Consider the following 15585-nt stretch of genomic DNA (forward strand, 5'->3'; position numbering starts at 1 on the left):
CTACGAGACCATTCCGGCGCCTTGCGATCGCACGCACCAGACCCCGCGAGGCCCGCCCTCCGGGCGGACGACGCTACTTTCGAAACACGCCCTAGAGCGTCACCTCGAAGTCCGCCGCCCGCACCCGTCGCAGCGCCCGCAGTTCCGCCCGCTGGACCGGTCGCACCGGCACCGTGAGCACCGGGCACACCGCGTGCCGCCGTACGTGGCGGTGGGCGGCGCGGCGCAGGCTCCGTGGACGTACGCCGACGACCAGCAGGTCGTCGGGGCGCGCCGCGAGTCCGGCCAGGGCGGGTCCCGGGCGGGAACGCACCACGCGGAGCGTCACGTCGAGGTCGGGCGGCAGGCCGCCGAGCGCCTCGTCGAACGCCCCCGCCAGCCGGGCGCGGGCCTCCTCGTACCAGTGCCGGGCCCACGCGGCGTCCGGCCACCGCCGGTACATGGCCTCGCCCTCCGGCAGCTCCCACGCGAGCACCGCCACCAGGGGACGGCCGGACCGCCGGGCCTCGGCGACCGCAGAGCGCAACGCCGACAGGCTCGCCGGGGATCCGCTGACCCCGACCACCACGCGACCACCGACCCGCTCGCCGTCCATGACACCCCTCCTCCAGGCCACTTCTCACCGATCGAGCCCCACTCTGTACGCTGATTGGCCTGGACAGCAGGGCCAATCTCGGAGTTGTGGCATGGGTGACCAAGCGGTGGTCCGCAGCGTGGACGGCGGTGGGCACGGGCTCGGCGGCAGGCGGCTCGGCGCGCTCGTGACCGGTGTGGCCGGGGAGCGCCCCGGCTACCGCGCGCTCGCGCAGGGCGTACGGACGCTGCTGCTCGACGGGCGGATCGCGCTGCACACGCGGCTGCCCGCGGAGCGCGAGTTCGCGGCCTCGCTCGGAGTCAGCAGGGCCACCGTCACGGCCGCGTACGACCTGCTCCGCGAGAGCGGGTACGCGCGCAGCAGGCGCGGCGCCGGGACGTGGACCGAGTTGCCGGAGGGCGCCCGCCCGACGGTCGTGGCGACGCCCGCCGCGGGGGACGACGTGATCGATCTGGCGGTCGCCGCGCCCGGATTCCTGGAGGACGAGCTGTCGGCCGCGTACGCCGCCGCGGCCCCGGACGTCGCCCGGCACGCGGTGACCAACGGCTACCACCCGTACGGGCTGCCGGAGCTTCGCGCCCAGATCGCCGAGCGGTACACGCGGCGCGGCCTGCCCACGCTGCCCGAGCAGATCCTGATCACGACGGGCGCCCAGCAGGCCGTGTCGCTCACCCTCACGCTGCTCGGCAGGCCCGGCGACCGGATCCTGGTGGAGAACCCGTCGTACGCCAACGCCCTTTCGGTGATCCGCCAGTTGGGGCTGCGGACCGCGCCGGTGCCGGTCACCGAGGACGGCTGGGACGTGGACCTGGTCGGTGCCACGCTGCGGCAGTCGGCGCCCCGACTCGCGTACCTGATCCCCGACTTCCAGAACCCGACGGGCCGGCTCATGCCGAGCGAGCAGCGGCGGCAGATCATCGCCGCCGCGCGGGCGACCGGCACCTGGCTGGTCATCGACGAGACGATCGCCGACATCGCGCTCGACGGGGTGAGCGAGCCGCCGTTCGCCGCGCTCGCGCCGCCCGACGGGGGCGAACAGATCGTCACCGTCGGCTCGTTGAGCAAGGGGCACTGGAGCGGGCTCCGGGTCGGCTGGGTGCGCGCGGGCACCCGCCTGATCACCGAGCTGACGGCACTGCGGGTCACCGCCGACATGTCGGGCTCGGTCCTCGACCAGCTGGTGGCGGGGCGGCTGCTCGACCGCGAGGACAGCATTCTGCGCGGCCGGATCCCGGTGCTGCGCGAGCGCCGCGACCGGCTCGCCGAGGCGCTCGGCCGCGAGTTCCCGGACTGGCGCTGGCAGACGCCGCCCGGCGGGCTCTCCCTCTGGGTGGACCTGGGGCGGCCGGTCGCCTCCGCGCTCGGGCGGGCCGCGCTGCGCCGCGGAGTGCGGATCGAGGGCGGGTCGCGGTTCGGCGCGGACCCCGGCACGTTCGAGCACCGGCTGCGCGTCCCGTACGTGCAGCCGGTGGAGGTCGCCGAGGAGGCGGTGCGGCGGATCGCCGCGGCTCTCGACGGTGGGCTCGGCGGGGCGGGCGAGGAGCCGGGGCGGCCGCGCTGGGTGGCGTAGGGCCCTGCTGAACGGGCGGAGGGGGCCGCGGCCTTTCGGCGCGGCCCCCTCTCGTCCACGAGTACGTCAGCCCTGCGAAGGCGGCCCTCCGAACAGTTCCACGGCGCCCCTGACCTGGGAAAGCGCCGCGGACAGCGCACTCACCGAGCCGATCGCCCCCGCCACGAGCAACAGCGAGCGGCGCAGCCTCGGCACCTCGGGCCGGCCCCCGCCGGCCATCGCGTCCAGCGCCGCGAGTTCGTCCTCCGCTATCCCCCGGTCGGGAAACTCGACCGGATGCGCGGCGAGTTCCCGGCGCAGCCGGGACACGGCCGTACGCAGCTCGTCCACCCGCGGGTCCTGATCGCTCCCGGTCACAAGCCTCTGCTCCACACTCCGCAACACAGTTGCTCCCCCTCGCACGTCCTTGTGCGTGTGTTGTCCTGCTCAAGTACTTCTCGTAATTCTCAAGTGCTACTACTGCGTAACCCGGCCGGAGCGTCGGTCGGGTGTCCAACTCGGGTTTGTGGCGGCCCAGTTAACGCCACACGCAAGCGTTTCGCCAGTCCGTTGCGCAAGGCAACTGTGAAAAAGTGAACGACTTCGATCGCACCCGGTGTGCGATATGCAGGGGACATGACGACGAAGAGCACAGACACGGTGGTGGCGGGGCTGCTGCTCGCCGCGGGTGGCGGGCGACGGCTCGGGGGCCGACCCAAGGCACTCCTCTCACACCGCGGCAGGCCGCTCGTGGAGCACGCGGTACGCACCTTGCGTGCGGGGGGATGCGATCCCGTGCACGTGGTACTCGGGGCCGCGGCCGGCGACGTACGGGAGCGGGCCGTACTGGAGGGGTGCCAGGTGACGGAGAACCCGGACTGGGAGGAGGGTATGGGGTCCTCGCTGCGGGCGGGGCTCGAAGCGCTCGCGGACACGGAGGCGGAGGCCGCGCTCGTACTCCTGGTGGACCAGCCGGGGATCGGCGCGGCGGCGGTGTCGCGGGTGCTCGCGGCGCACCGCTCCCCCGCCTCGCTCGCGGCGGCCTCGTACGACGGGGAGCGTGGGCATCCGGTGCTGTTCGGCCGGGAGCACTGGACGGGGATCGCGGCGAGCGCGAGCGGCGACCGCGGGGCGCGCGCGTACCTCAAGGAGCGCGCGGGGGTGTTGGAGCTCGTGGAGTGCGGGGACATCGCCGAGGCGTACGACATCGACAGGGAGGCCGATCTCAAGCACCTTGAGTAAGTCGGATGGCACGCAGAGCCACGTTCTGTCGACTCTGAGAATCTCGACGTCAACAAACCATTGAACTTCCACAATGAGGAAACTAATATCCACTGTTGAGAAGGGCCGGTCCCCCGAAGCGGGGCCAGCAGCCATACCCAGGCGGCCCCGGCACCCAGTGCCGCAGGGGCCGTTCGCTCGCTGAAGGAAGTGACAGCCACATGTCCGCACCAGCGCCGTCCCCGCTGGCCATCGTCGACGCCGAGACCCTGCCCGGACAGGGCGAGGTGCTCACCGAAGCGGCCCTCGCCTTCGTGGCCGAGCTGCACCGCCTTTTCACGCCCCGGCGTGACGAGCTCCTCGCCCGCCGCACGGAGCGCCGCGCCGAGATCGCCCGCACCTGCACGCTCGACTTCCTCCCGGAGACCGCCGCCGTCCGCGCGGACGACACCTGGAAGGTCGCCGAGGCCCCGGCCGCCCTGAACGACCGCCGCGTCGAGATCACCGGCCCGACCGACCGCAAGATGACCATCAACGCGCTCAACTCCGGCGCGAAGATCTGGCTCGCCGACTTCGAGGACGCCTCCGCCCCGACGTGGGAGAACGTCATCGGCGGTCAGCTCAACCTCATCAACGCCTACAACCGCTCCATCGACTTCACGGACGAGCGCTCCGGCAAGTCGTACGCCCTCAAGGGCGCCGACGAGCTCGCGACCGTCGTGACGCGCCCGCGCGGCTGGCACCTGAACGAGCGTCACCTCGTGGACGAGGCCGGCAAGCCGGTCCCCGGCGCGCTCGTCGACTTCGGCCTCTACTTCTTCCACAACGCGAAGCGGCTGATCGAGCTCGGCAAGGGCCCGTACTTCTACCTCCCGAAGACGGAGTCGCACCTGGAGGCCCGCCTCTGGAACGAGATCTTCGTCTTCGCGCAGGACTACGTCGGCATCCCGCAGGGCACCGTGCGCGCCACCGTCCTGATCGAGACGATCACGGCCGCGTACGAGATGGAGGAGATCCTCTACGAGCTCCGGGACCACGCCTCCGGCCTGAACGCCGGTCGTTGGGACTACCTCTTCTCCATCGTCAAGAACTTCCGTGACGGCGGCCAGAAGTTCGTCCTGCCGGACCGCAACGCGGTGACGATGACCGCGCCGTTCATGCGGGCGTACACCGAACTCCTCGTCCGCACCTGCCACAAGCGCGGCGCGCACGCCATCGGCGGCATGGCGGCCTTCATCCCGTCGCGGCGCGACGCCGAGGTCAACAAGGTGGCCTTCGCGAAGGTCCGCGACGACAAGGACCGCGAGGCCGGCGACGGCTTCGACGGCTCCTGGGTCGCGCACCCGGACCTCGTCCCGATCGCCATGGAGTCCTTCGACAAGGTCCTCGGCGACAAGCCGAACCAGAAGGACCGGCTCCGTGAGGACGTGAGCGTCGCCGCCGGTGACCTCATCGCCATCGACTCGCTCGACGCGAAGCCCACCTACGACGGACTCGTCAACGCCGTCCAGGTCGGCATCCGTTACATCGAGGCGTGGCTGCGCGGCCTGGGCGCCGTCGCGATCTTCAACCTCATGGAGGACGCGGCGACGGCGGAGATCTCCCGCTCCCAGATCTGGCAGTGGATCAACGCGGGCGTCGTCCTCGACAACGGCGAGCCCGTCACCGCCGAGCTGGCCCGCAAGGTCGCCGCGGAGGAGCTGGCCGCCATCCGCGGTGAGGTCGGCGACGAGGCGTTCGCCGCCGGCAAGTGGCAGCAGGCCCACGACCTCCTCCTCCAGGTCTCCCTGGACGCGGACTACGCGGACTTCCTGACGCTGCCGGCCTACGAGCAGCTCGGCTGACGTTTCGCGGTGTGTGGGGGCCCGGCGCCGGGATGGCGCCGGGCCCCTTACGCGTCATCGGCTTATGCGTGGTCGGAGCACAGTTCGGCGGTCAGGGCCGTGCGGGCCCACTCCTCCCAGGCTTCGGGGGACCAGCCGCGGTCGCGGACGAAGACCAGGTACAGCTCCGGGCTGAGCAGCCCGTAGAGCAGATCGGCGGCGCGGGTGACATCGACGTCGGCGCGGGCGTCGGGCTTGGGGACCAGCGCTTCGGCCGCCGCGTACTGGACGGTGTAGCGCGGGTCCGGGCCCGCGGGCCACTGCGCGGCGATCTCCGCGTCCGTGGCCGCCGCGGCGGCGATCAGCGGCATGATCGGGGCGACGCGGCCGAGGATCTCGCGCACTCCCCTTACGTGGGCCCGGAGTTGCCCGGCCGCGGTGGGCTCGGCGCACGCGTCGCGGAACCAGTCCCGCCCCATCGTGGCGACCGGCTCGGCGTCACCGGCGATGGACGTGTCGACGACGTCCTTGAACAGCGCGCGCTTGTTGCCGAACACGAAGTACACCGTCTGGACGGCCACGCCCGCGCGGTCCGCGACCTCCTGAAGGCTCGTCACCCCGTATCCCTGCGCGACGAACAGGTCCCGCGCGGCCGCGACGACCTTCTCGCGGGTGCGGCGCGAGCGTTCGGCCCGTTTGTCGGGGCGCTTGTCCGTGCCCTTGCCCGTGCGTTTGTCGGATCCCTTGACCGCGGCCATGGCGGGAGTCTATCTCTGGAGTCAGACACTAGAGTTCAACTCTAAGCTCTTGGGGGCAGCGATGCGCGAGACCGGGACATGGACCACTGAGGAGCTCGACCAGGAGGCGGCGGTGCGCCGCGCGCTGGAGGACTACTACCGGGACGGCAGGCCGCCGTGGGACTCCGGCGTCACACCGCCCGAGCTGGTGGAGGTGGTGGAAGGGCCCGGTGCGCTGCCGCCCGGCCGCGCCCTCGAACTCGGCTGCGGCACGGGGACCAACTCCGTGTACCTGGCGCGGCACGGCTGGCGGGTGGCGGCCGTGGACCTGGTCGACCGTGCGGTGACGCGGGCCCGGGAGAAGGCCGAAGCGGCGGAGGTGGACGTCACGGTGCTGTGCGGGGACGCCACGCGCCTTGACGAGGTGGGGGTGCGCGGGCCGTACGACCTGTTCTTCGACCTGAGCTGCTTCTGCGGCATCCCGACGCACCGCCGGGACGCGTATGCGGCGGGTCTCACGGCGCGGGCGGCGCCGGGAGCGCGCCTGCTGATGTTCGGCTACGGGCCCGGGGTCCTGGACACCACGTTCTCCGGGGTCACGGCGGACGAACTCCGTGCCAGGTTCACCGGTTGGCGGCTGATGGACATAACTCCTGGCACGAACCCTTTCCCGACCTTCTGGTTCACACTGCACCGCGACGGCTGACACCCCGGCCTGCGGCCGGCGGTGCGCCCCTCCGGCCGCGACACCCTCAGGGGCGCACGGCGCCGGGCGGCAACGGGCCCAAGCGGCCCCCATACCCGGCGATGCCAACCGCCTCAAGTGGCACCCCGTGTCCGGCGGCTGAAACCGGCTCACGAGGGCGCCCCGTCTACCTCCCGGCACTCGACTTCGCACCGTCCTGGCGCTCAGCTCCCACCCCACCGCCCCCTCCAAGGGATCCCGGCCGACGGGCGTCGGCGCCGCAGAAGCAGGGGCGAGGCCAGTCGCACGCCCTGCGGCGCGCCGCAGCCCGGGGAGCCGGGCACCAGAGATCCGGGGCGCGGAGGGCCCGACGGCACCCGTCGAGCCGGAGCCCCCGGAGGGGGCGGGTGGTGGGAGGTGGGCGGGGCCCGTTCAAGAGAGGGTGGCCGCGCCCACGCACGGGGGCGTGGGCCCGCGCGCAGCGTGGGGTCAGCCCACGTGGCGGGACCAGTCCGGCCCCGCCGGGGGCTTTCCGTGGAGGTCGGGGACGCGCTTCAGCCAGGCGGGGCGGCCCCGTTCCGTCGCCGCCGCGCGCCGCGCGTCCGCCGCAGCGAGTTCGTCGCGGGACGGGAAGTCCGTGGGCAGCCAGGAGGCGGAGGCGCGGGCGCGGGCCAGGAGGTGGGTGACGTAGGCGTCCCGGGCCTCGTCCGGTGTGGCGAAGTCCGTGAGCCACGCGTCGGGGACCAGGGCGAGGATCCCGCGCAGCAGGTCCTCGGTGACCTTGGGGGCCAGTTCCGCGTCGGCCGCGCGGGTGTCGGGGCCGTAGCCGCCCAGCGCGTGGTGCCGGAAGTCGTACGCCTTCGCCGGGTCCGCGCCGTCCCAGCGGTGGTGGAAGACGAGCGCCGCACCGTGGTCGATGAGCCAGAGCTTCGGCTCGGCGATACCGAGGGCGGGCCAGACCATCAGGTTCGAACTGTGCACCGTACGGTCCACGTTGACCGTGAGCGCGTCGAGCCAGACGATGCGGGCCGCCTCCAGCGGGTCGACCGGGAAGGACTCGGCGATCTCCGGCGTGAAGTCCACGGCGCCCGGCAGGAAGTCCATGCCGAGGTTGAGCCCCGCGCTCGCCCCGAGGAGCTCCTTGACCTCCTGGTGCGGCTCGTCCGCCCCCAGCGCCGGATCGAAGTGCGCGAGCACCAACTCCGGGAAGCGCAGCCCGAACGCGCGCGCCAGCTCACCCACGACGATCTCCGCCACGAGCGCCTTCACGCCCTGCGCGGACCCGGTGAACTTCAGCACGTACGTGCCCAGGTCGTCCGCCTCGACGACGCCGGGTACGGAGCCGCCGGTGCGCAGCGGGTTCACATAGCGGGTCGCGGTGATTTCTCTGAGCGTGGGCACCAGGTCAGGCTAATACGGTCGGGTGGTCACGCGTCCTGGCGCAGCACCTGCTCCAGGAGCGAGATCAGCGTCTCCTTGCCGGACTCCCGGTCACGGGCGTCGCACAGCAGCACCGTGGTGTCCTGGCCGAGGTCGAGCGCGCGGGAGACCGCTTCCGCGGAGTGTGAACGTACGCCGTCGAAGCAGTTCACCGCGACGATGAACGGGATGCCGCGGCTCTCGAAGTAGTAGACCGCCGGGAAGCAGTCGGCGAGCCGGCGGGTGTCCGCGAGGACGACCGCGCCCAGGCACCCCGTCGCCAGCTCGTCCCACAGGAACCAGAACCGGTCCTGGCCCGGCGTGCCGAACAAATACAGCGCGAGGTCGTCGCGCAGCGTGATGCGGCCGAAGTCCATGGCCACGGTCGTCGTCGACTTGGTGGTGACGCCGTCGAGGTGGTCCACGCCGCGCGAGGCGACCGTGAGGTCCTCCTCGGTGCGCAGTGGGCGGATCTCGCTGACGGACTCCACCAACGTGGTCTTGCCGGCCCCGAAACCGCCCGCGATCAGCACCTTCAGGGCCGTGAAGTCGGCGCGGGCGGGTGTGGTCATCGGGTCAGAGTGCGCGAAGGCCATTGATCACTTCTCGGAGGAGGTGGGCGTCGGGGCGGGCGTAGGAGGCGGGTTCGCCCGTGGCGGGATCGGTGGCGGAGGCGTCCGGCGGCGCGACGGTGACGAGGGACTTCGCCGTCAGGTCGCCGAGCAGGACGCGTACGACGCCGAGCGGGAGGCCGGAGTCGGAGGCCAGGTCGGCCAGCGGGCGCGGGCCACGCAGGCACAGGGCGAGCAGCTCGCGCTGTTCGGGCGGCAGCGGTCCCTCCGGCCTGGTGCGGGTGGGGCGGACGATGGCCATGAGGTCCATGCGTTCCGCGCCGTTGCCGGTGCGGGCGCGGCCCGAGGTCATGGCGTAGAGCCGGACCAGGGGCCCCGCGTCCTCGTCGTACCGGTCGGACCAGGCGTCCATGCGGTCGGGGGGTCGCGGCGTCACGGGGTGTCGCCGTCCGCGCGGGTCGGTACGCCGAGGTGTTCGCGTACGCGGTCCACGAGCAGCGCCATCTCGTACGCGACGAGGCCGATGTCGGCGTGGCCGTCGGTGAACACGGCGAGGCAGGAGCCCTCGCCGGCGGCGACCACGAACAGGAAGCCGCCCTGGAGTTCGACCATCGTCTGGACGACGCCGCCCGCGTCGAAGTGCCGGCCCGCGCCCTTGGCGAGGGAGTGGAAGCCGGAGGCGATCGCGCAGAAGCGTTCGGACTCGTCGCGGCCGAGGCCGGTGGAGGCGCCGACGCAGAGGCCGTCGCCGGAGAGCATGACGACGTGGTGGACCTCGCGGACGCGGGCGGCCAGCTCGTCGAGGAGCCAGTCGATGCCGTCGCCGCCACCCAGGTTGGTGACGTTGTACGTCGGGGTCATCGGCGTCATCGGGGTCCTCCGTCGTTCTCGTCGCGGGCGGCGCGGGCGCGTCTGCGGCCCGAGCTCAGCGAGGTCATGGTGGCGCGGGCGGCCTCCGGCGACCGGGCACCGGTCCCCGCGGCGTCTCCCTGCGCGGGCACGTTGTCCCGCAACTCCGGGCTGATGCCGGCCTGCCGCACACGTCGCGGAAGGTCGTCCGTCTCTGCCATGCCGGGCTCGGGGCCGTCCGTATCGGGCGCGCCGCGCCGGGGTGCCGCCTTGCCCACCCTGCCGCCCAAGGCGGCAGATTGCCCAAGGCGGAATTCAAGCCCCTGCGGCGATTGAGCAGCGGGGTCCGGGGCGGAGCCCCGGGGCGTAGGGCGGCCGACGTGCATCGCCTCCAGAAGGTTCTGCGGGATGAAGACCACCGCGGTGATGCCCCCGTAGATGGAACGCCGCAGCGTGACGTCCAACCGCTGCCGCCCCGCAAGCCGATTGACCACGAACAACCCCAGCTTGCGGGAGTCCAACAGGTCGATGTCACTCGCGAGGATCCGCGCATTGGCGTCGGCCAACGCCTCGTCACTCATCCCGAGGCCACGGTCCTCGATCTCCAGACAGGCCCCAGCCCCGACCGGCTCACCGCGCACCACCACAGGCGTGTGCGGCGGCGAGAACGCCGAGGCGTTCTCGGCGAGTTCGGCCACGAGGTGGACCACGTCGGCGACGGCCGAGCCCGCGAGGGAGAGCTCGGGGATGTCCTGCAGCTGGACCCGGTCGAAGTCGGCCGTCTCGGCGAGCCCCGCACGGACCGCGTCGATCAGCGGCACCGGATTGCGCCAGGCGCGCCCCGGAGCCGACCCGGAGAGAATGAGCAGCGACTCGGCGTGCCGACGCATACGCGTCGTCAAGTGGTCGATGCGGAACAGGTCCTCAAGATCCGTCGGGTCCTCCGTCCGGCGCTCCATCGCGTCGAGGAGGTCGAGCTGGCGGTGCAGCAGCACCTGGCTGCGGCGCGCCAGCGACACGTACACCCCGGAGACACCCGTGAGGACCGCGGCCCGGTCCGCGACCGCGCGAAGCGCCGCGCGCTGCACGGTGGTGAGGGCCGCGCCGACCTGCCCGACCTCGTCGCTGTGCGGCGTCTCGTCGAGCGGTGCCTCCTTGTCGAGGTCGACGTCCTCGCCGTTGTGGATGCGCCGCATGGAGGCGGGCAGCCGGGTCGCCGCCATGTCGAGCGCGGTGTCGCGCAGCCCCGTGAGGTCGGCGACGAGGCCGCGCCCGATCCGTACGGAGAGCAGCAGCGACACGATCACACCGAGCAGGCCGAGGAGCACGGCGATGCCCGAACTGCCCAGGGAGGAAAGGGAGTACGGCTCGGCGCCCGCGGCCTCGTCGATCGCGCGGGACCCGGCCTTGTCCAGGGCGGCCAGGGTGTCCCGCGCGTCCGCCTGCCAGCGCCCGGCGGGCACCGCTTCGGCGGCCTGCGAGGCGCCCGCGGCGAGGACCATGTCCTGCACGTGGCTCAGGTCCTTGGCGCCGGCGGTGCCGAGCGCCGCACGGAACGCGGTGGCGTCGGCGCCCTTCAGTTCGGGCAGCGCGGCCTCGGTGAGGCTGCGCTGCACCGCCACGTCGCCCACGAAGTCGCGGTACTGACTCGGCGTCATCTTCTCGTCGGCCGCGTGCACGGCGCCGAGCAGCGCGTTCTGGCGGCTCAACGCGTCGTGTGCGCGGGCGAGTTGCAGCAGCGTACGGGCCGTGCCACTGTCGGCCGCGGCGAGTCCGGCCCGTACGGACATGGCCCGCTGGACCGCGGTGTCGTATCCGCCGATGGCCTGCACGGCGCCCGGCGCCCCCACCTTCTGGCGCGGCCCGGACAGCGAGCCGGCGCTGAACTTCAGCTTCTGGATGCGGTCGGGCAGCGCCGCGTCGAGGTCGGCGAGGTCGGTGCTGATGGAGCGGAGTCCCGCGTCGAGGGCGTCAACCGCCTTGTCTGTACGGGCCGTTGACTCCGTGAAGTCCTGCCGCGTGGTGGCGTCGTGGGCCACGCGGTACTTCATGGCGGCGGCGCGCTCGTCCTGCACGGCGCCGGTGAACCGTGAAATCGGCGCGACGAGCGCCGAGTTGACCTCTTTCAACTGCTCCTTGTCGGATATCTGCGACGCCGTGGTCACCGCGGCGTGGCCCCACAGCGCCATCACGGAGACGACGGGGACCGTGAGCAGGGTGACGACCTTGGCTCTGATCGATTTGGAGCGCAGCCGTTCGGGCAGCGGAAAGCGCGCGGGCATGGGACAGCTCCTCGGCCGGGCCTGAGTGGTGTGGGGGTGGTGGCGTACGCCCAAGGGGCGCCGCGCCTACGTGGCGGGCAGTTCGACCTCGTGCAGCGGGCGGGCCGCGGCCGCGCTCCGCGCGCGTTCGTCGGCCGTCGGCGACAGCGCGACGAACGCGCAGGTGAGGAAGAGGAAGGAGCCGAGCACGACGGCCAGGGGCAGGATGAACGCGGTCGCGGTGGCGCCGGACAACGGCGCGGTTCCCGGGTGCACGCTCACCTTCACGGCGGCCATTCCGGTGTAGTGCATGCTGCTCACCGCGAGGCCCATCACGAGGGCGGCGACGGCGGCGACCACGGATCCGCGCACGAACAGCGCGGCCCACAGCGCGGCGGACGCGGCGACGACGGCGATCACCACGGAGACGGCCACGAGCACGGGGTCGTAGGACAGGGACCCGTTGAGCCGCACGGCCGACATGCCGATGTAGTGCATCGCGGCGACGCCGAGCCCGGTTCCGAGTCCGCCGAGCACGACGGAGAGGGCGCGGGACCTGCCGTACCCGGCGACGAACATGCCGGCGCCGACCACCAGGATCGCCACGAGCAGGCTCAGGAGTGTGCGCGGGATGTCGTAGCGGATCGCGGTGCCGTCGACGGCGTAGCCGAGCATCGCGATGAAGTGCATCGTCCAGATCCCGGCGCCGATCGCGACGGAAGCGGTCACCAGCCAGTTCCGCCTGGACCTCTGCCCGGCGGCCTGGGCGCGCGCGGTGCAGCGCAGGCCCAGAGCGGATCCCACGACAGCCATCACGTACGACAGGAGCGGAGTGATCCAGCCGCCCGTCATGTGGTGCATGTGCCCCATATTCGCTACGGGTCCCTCTCACTCTTCACATCGGCCCCCCGGTCGACCGGGACGCTAACACGCATAAGAGGGCCTGTTCAGAGCGGTAATTGGCCTGCACCAGAGGGGTTACCGACCGGTAGAGCCCGAGTCCATGGGGCCTTCACAAGTAGGCGCGTCCTGTGACCCCGAATGATGTTGCGACTCTTGTCACGCCGCGCCTCGGGACGGTCCGGACATTGCCACCGATCTACGTAGAGGGGTTCCAGTTCAGGAAGTTCCGCCACGCAGCGCCTTCGCCAGCGCACCGTCTCCGGTCACGGTGACGTGTCCGCCGCGCACCGCCTCGACCAGACCGACCACCCCTCGGGCGACCTCGCCGCACACCTCTTCCCCGAGCGTCAGCCGCGCGTCCGGCTCCCCGTCCGGATAGGCCCCGTCCCCGTATACGGGACGTGCGGGATGCACGGGATGTTTGGGCTCCCCACCCACCCGTACGTGGAAGACCCCCTCGTCGACCCGGACCTCCACCGCACCCGACTCCCCCAGTGCTTCCAACTGCCGGGCCAGCGGCAATGCCAGCCAGTGCGCCCGCACCGCGTCGGTGGGCCGCCGCTCGGCGAGTTCCGGGGCGCCCCACTCGCCGAGCGCCCGGAGCACGGGCAGCAATCCGCGCCCCCGCTCGGTGAGTTCGTACACGTACGCCGAGGCGGGCGCGGGGAGCCGGCGGCGCTCGGCGAGGCCGTCGCGCTCCATGTCCTTGAGCCGCGTGGCCAGCATGTCCGTGCTGACGCCCGGCAGGTCGGCGTGCAGATCGGTGTAGCGGCGCGGCCCGGCGAGGAGTTCGCGCGCAATGAGGAGCGTCCAGCGGTCCCCGACGACGTCGAGCGCGCGGGCGACGGCGCAGTACTGGTCGTAGCTTCGGCGTGGCATGGCGCGCAGTCTATGCAACTTGTTGGACTTTCCAAGCGCACACTTGGTAAAACCAAGCAACAACGGTTCAGCACAGTGACACCTGGTCCGCCTGGAGGGCAAGCGCATGGAGTTCCGGCAGTCGAGCAAGCTGAGCGAGGTCTGTTACGAGATCCGCGGCCCGGTGATCGAGCACGCCAACGCGCTGGAGGAGGCGGGCCACAGCGTGCTGCGCCTGAACACCGGCAACCCGGCCCTGTTCGGTTTCGAGGCGCCGGAGGAGATCGTCCAGGACATGATCCGGATGCTCCCGCAGGCCCACGGCTACACGGACTCGCGCGGCATCCTCTCCGCACGCCGCGCCGTCGCCCAGCGCTACCAGGCGCTCGGCCTCGACGTCGGGGTCGACGACGTCTTCCTCGGCAACGGCGTGTCCGAACTGGTCTCGATGGCGATCCAGGCGCTCCTGGAGGACGGCGACGAAGTCCTCATCCCGGCGCCCGACTTCCCGCTCTGGACGGCGGTCACGACGCTCTCCGGCGGCAAGGCCGTCCACTACCTCTGCGACGAACAGTCGGACTGGTACCCGGACCTCGCCGACATGGAATCGAAGATCACCGACCGCACGAAGGCGGTCGTCATCATCAACCCCAACAACCCGACCGGCGCGGTCTACCCGAAGGAGATCGTCGAGGGCATCCTCGATTTCGCCCGCCGGCACGGCCTGATGGTGTTCGCCGACGAGATCTACGACCAGATCCTCTACGACGACGCGGTGCACCACACCGCCGCCACCCTCGCCCCCGACCTCGTCGTCCTCACCTTCTCCGGCCTGTCGAAGACGTACCGGGTGGCCGGGTTCCGGTCCGGGTGGATGGTGGTCACGGGCCCGCGGCAGCACGCGAAGAGCTACCTGGAGGGCCTCACCATGCTGGCCTCCATGCGCCTGTGCCCGAACGCGCCCGCCCAGTACGCCATCCAGGCCGCGCTCGGCGGCCGCCAGTCGATCCGCGAACTCACCGCGCCCGGCGGCCGGCTCCTCGAACAGCGCGACAAGGCGTGGGAGAAGCTGAACGAGATCCCGGGCGTCAGCTGCGTGAAGCCCAAGGGTGCGCTGTACGCCTTCCCGCGGATCGATCCGAAGGTGCACAAGATCGTCGACGACGAGAAGTTCGTCCTCGACCTGCTGCTGCGCGAGAAGATCCAGGTCGTCCAGGGCACCGGCTTCAACTGGCCGACCCCGGACCACTTCCGCATCCTGACCCTCCCCTACGCCGATGATCTCGATGCCGCGATCAGCCGCATCGGACGCTTCCTGAGCGGATACCGTCAGTGACGTGATCACTTCGACCTCGTGCAGCACCTGCGGGCACCCCAGCCACACGCAGTTCGCCTCCCCCGAGCTGGTCGGGCCCATCGTGTCCGGGCGGTTCGACCGGGCACGGGATCCCGCGTGGCGGCAGTCGGGCGCGGCGACGGTCGAGGACTACGCGCGCTGGTGCGGGCACCTGTGCGGGGCGACGTGCCTGCGCATGGCGCTCGGGCCGGGCGCCCCCTCGCTCTTCGAACTGCGCGACGGGACGCTGAAGTTCGGCGCGTACCGGGTGGACGTGGAGGGCGACATCCGCGGCATGATCTACGCGCCCGCGGTGGAGTACGTACGGGAGGTGCACGGCGTCGACGCGGAGGTGCACCGCACGCTGCGCGCGGACGAGATCGGCGAACTGCTCGACGTGGGCCGCCTGGTCATCGCCTCCGTGCACTACGCGATCCGCCGCCCGCACGAACCGGCCCCCGGCCGCGGCGGCCACCTCGTCCTCGTCACGTCCCGCACACCGGACGGCTCCGGCTACCACTTCCACAACCCGTCGGGCACGGATGCGGCGACCCGCACGGCTGACCTGCCGGTGGAGCGCTTCGGAGAGTTCTTCGCAGGCCGCGGTATGTCCCTGGCGGGGGCGAGCCGGTGACGGCGACCACATAGCCGCGCTCGGCACGCTCCCACCCGGCGCCGGCCCAAAAGATCGGGGCTCCGCCCCGGACCCCGCTGCTCAATCGCCGCAGGGGCTTCAGTGGGCCGCACCGGTCTCGCCGCAGGGGCTATAAATAGCGC

General features: G+C 72.0%; 16 protein-coding genes. 6 read left to right on the forward strand and 10 right to left on the reverse strand.

Features of this window, described 5'->3' with window-relative positions:
* Nucleotides 1-91: 91 nt before the first annotated feature.
* Nucleotides 92-595 (reverse strand): universal stress protein, encoded by a 504-nt coding sequence (locus ACWD2L_RS15630; RefSeq protein ID WP_351345253.1) that lies wholly within the window; start codon nucleotides 593-595, stop codon nucleotides 92-94.
* A 91-nt stretch (nucleotides 596-686) separates the two neighbouring features.
* On the opposite strand from ACWD2L_RS15630, the gene yczR reads away from it, so the two are divergent.
* Nucleotides 687-2165: a MocR-like transcription factor YczR gene (gene yczR / locus ACWD2L_RS15635; protein ID WP_351345250.1), complete on the forward strand. Its 1479-nt coding sequence runs from the start codon at nucleotides 687-689 to the stop codon at nucleotides 2163-2165.
* Between the two features lie 66 nt (nucleotides 2166-2231).
* On the opposite strand, the gene ACWD2L_RS15640 is transcribed toward yczR, so the two are convergent.
* On the reverse strand, nucleotides 2232-2549 hold the full coding sequence (locus ACWD2L_RS15640; protein WP_351345247.1) for a DUF5955 family protein: 318 nt from the start codon (nucleotides 2547-2549) through the stop codon (nucleotides 2232-2234).
* A 231-nt stretch (nucleotides 2550-2780) separates the two neighbouring features.
* On the opposite strand from ACWD2L_RS15640, the gene ACWD2L_RS15645 reads away from it, so the two are divergent.
* Together ACWD2L_RS15645 and aceB are read left to right on the forward strand one after the other, a co-directional pair.
* Nucleotides 2781-3386, forward strand: coding sequence for a nucleotidyltransferase family protein (locus ACWD2L_RS15645; RefSeq protein ID WP_351345244.1), 606 nt, complete (start codon nucleotides 2781-2783; stop codon nucleotides 3384-3386).
* A gap of 200 nt (nucleotides 3387-3586) precedes the next feature.
* Nucleotides 3587-5209, forward strand: a complete 1623-nt coding sequence (aceB, locus tag ACWD2L_RS15650; protein ID WP_351345242.1) for a malate synthase A — start codon at nucleotides 3587-3589, stop codon at nucleotides 5207-5209.
* 62 nt (nucleotides 5210-5271) lie between these two features.
* On the opposite strand, the gene ACWD2L_RS15655 is transcribed toward aceB, so the two are convergent.
* Nucleotides 5272-5946 (reverse strand): TetR/AcrR family transcriptional regulator, encoded by a 675-nt coding sequence (locus ACWD2L_RS15655; RefSeq protein WP_351345240.1) that lies wholly within the window; start codon nucleotides 5944-5946, stop codon nucleotides 5272-5274.
* Nucleotides 5947-6007: 61 nt separating this feature from the next.
* Here ACWD2L_RS15655 and ACWD2L_RS15660 point away from each other — a divergent pair, with 61 nt between their 5' ends.
* Nucleotides 6008-6631, forward strand: coding sequence for a class I SAM-dependent methyltransferase (locus tag ACWD2L_RS15660; protein ID WP_351345238.1), 624 nt, complete (start codon nucleotides 6008-6010; stop codon nucleotides 6629-6631).
* Nucleotides 6632-7099: 468 nt separating this feature from the next.
* Here the strand turns inward: ACWD2L_RS15660 and ACWD2L_RS15665 are convergent, their stop codons facing one another.
* The 7 genes from ACWD2L_RS15665 to ACWD2L_RS15695 form a co-directional block, all read right to left on the reverse strand.
* Entirely contained in the window at nucleotides 7100-8014 is a 915-nt protein-coding gene (locus ACWD2L_RS15665; protein ID WP_351345262.1) for a HipA family kinase, read from the reverse strand.
* 23 nt (nucleotides 8015-8037) lie between these two features.
* The gene (locus ACWD2L_RS15670) at nucleotides 8038-8625 is read right to left on the reverse strand and encodes a GTP-binding protein (protein ID WP_451189836.1); all 588 of its coding nucleotides are present in this window, start codon (nucleotides 8623-8625) and stop codon (nucleotides 8038-8040) included.
* Nucleotides 8606-9013, reverse strand: coding sequence for a DUF742 domain-containing protein (locus ACWD2L_RS15675; protein ID WP_351345259.1), 408 nt, complete (start codon nucleotides 9011-9013; stop codon nucleotides 8606-8608). Before ACWD2L_RS15675 ends, ACWD2L_RS15670 begins: the two co-directional genes overlap by 20 nt.
* A 20-nt stretch (nucleotides 9014-9033) precedes the next feature.
* The gene (locus ACWD2L_RS15680; protein ID WP_351345256.1) at nucleotides 9034-9462 is read right to left on the reverse strand and encodes a roadblock/LC7 domain-containing protein; all 429 of its coding nucleotides are present in this window, start codon (nucleotides 9460-9462) and stop codon (nucleotides 9034-9036) included.
* Between the two features lie 5 nt (nucleotides 9463-9467).
* Nucleotides 9468-11732, reverse strand: coding sequence for a sensor histidine kinase (locus tag ACWD2L_RS15685; RefSeq protein WP_451189839.1), 2265 nt, complete (start codon nucleotides 11730-11732; stop codon nucleotides 9468-9470).
* A gap of 66 nt (nucleotides 11733-11798) precedes the next feature.
* Nucleotides 11799-12581, reverse strand: a complete 783-nt coding sequence (locus ACWD2L_RS15690) for an MHYT domain-containing protein (protein ID WP_351334027.1) — start codon at nucleotides 12579-12581, stop codon at nucleotides 11799-11801.
* Nucleotides 12582-12830: 249 nt separating this feature from the next.
* The gene (locus ACWD2L_RS15695; protein WP_351334024.1) at nucleotides 12831-13493 is read right to left on the reverse strand and encodes a winged helix-turn-helix transcriptional regulator; all 663 of its coding nucleotides are present in this window, start codon (nucleotides 13491-13493) and stop codon (nucleotides 12831-12833) included.
* 106 nt (nucleotides 13494-13599) lie between these two features.
* Here ACWD2L_RS15695 and ACWD2L_RS15700 point away from each other — a divergent pair, with 106 nt between their 5' ends.
* Entirely contained in the window at nucleotides 13600-14808 is a 1209-nt protein-coding gene (locus tag ACWD2L_RS15700; RefSeq protein WP_351334022.1) for a pyridoxal phosphate-dependent aminotransferase, read from the forward strand.
* A gap of 1 nt (nucleotide 14809) precedes the next feature.
* Nucleotides 14810-15442, forward strand: a complete 633-nt coding sequence (locus ACWD2L_RS15705; protein WP_451189844.1) for a peptidase — start codon at nucleotides 14810-14812, stop codon at nucleotides 15440-15442.
* Nucleotides 15443-15585 lie beyond the last annotated feature (143 nt).

Source organism: Streptomyces sp. NPDC002754, from assembly GCF_053592315.1.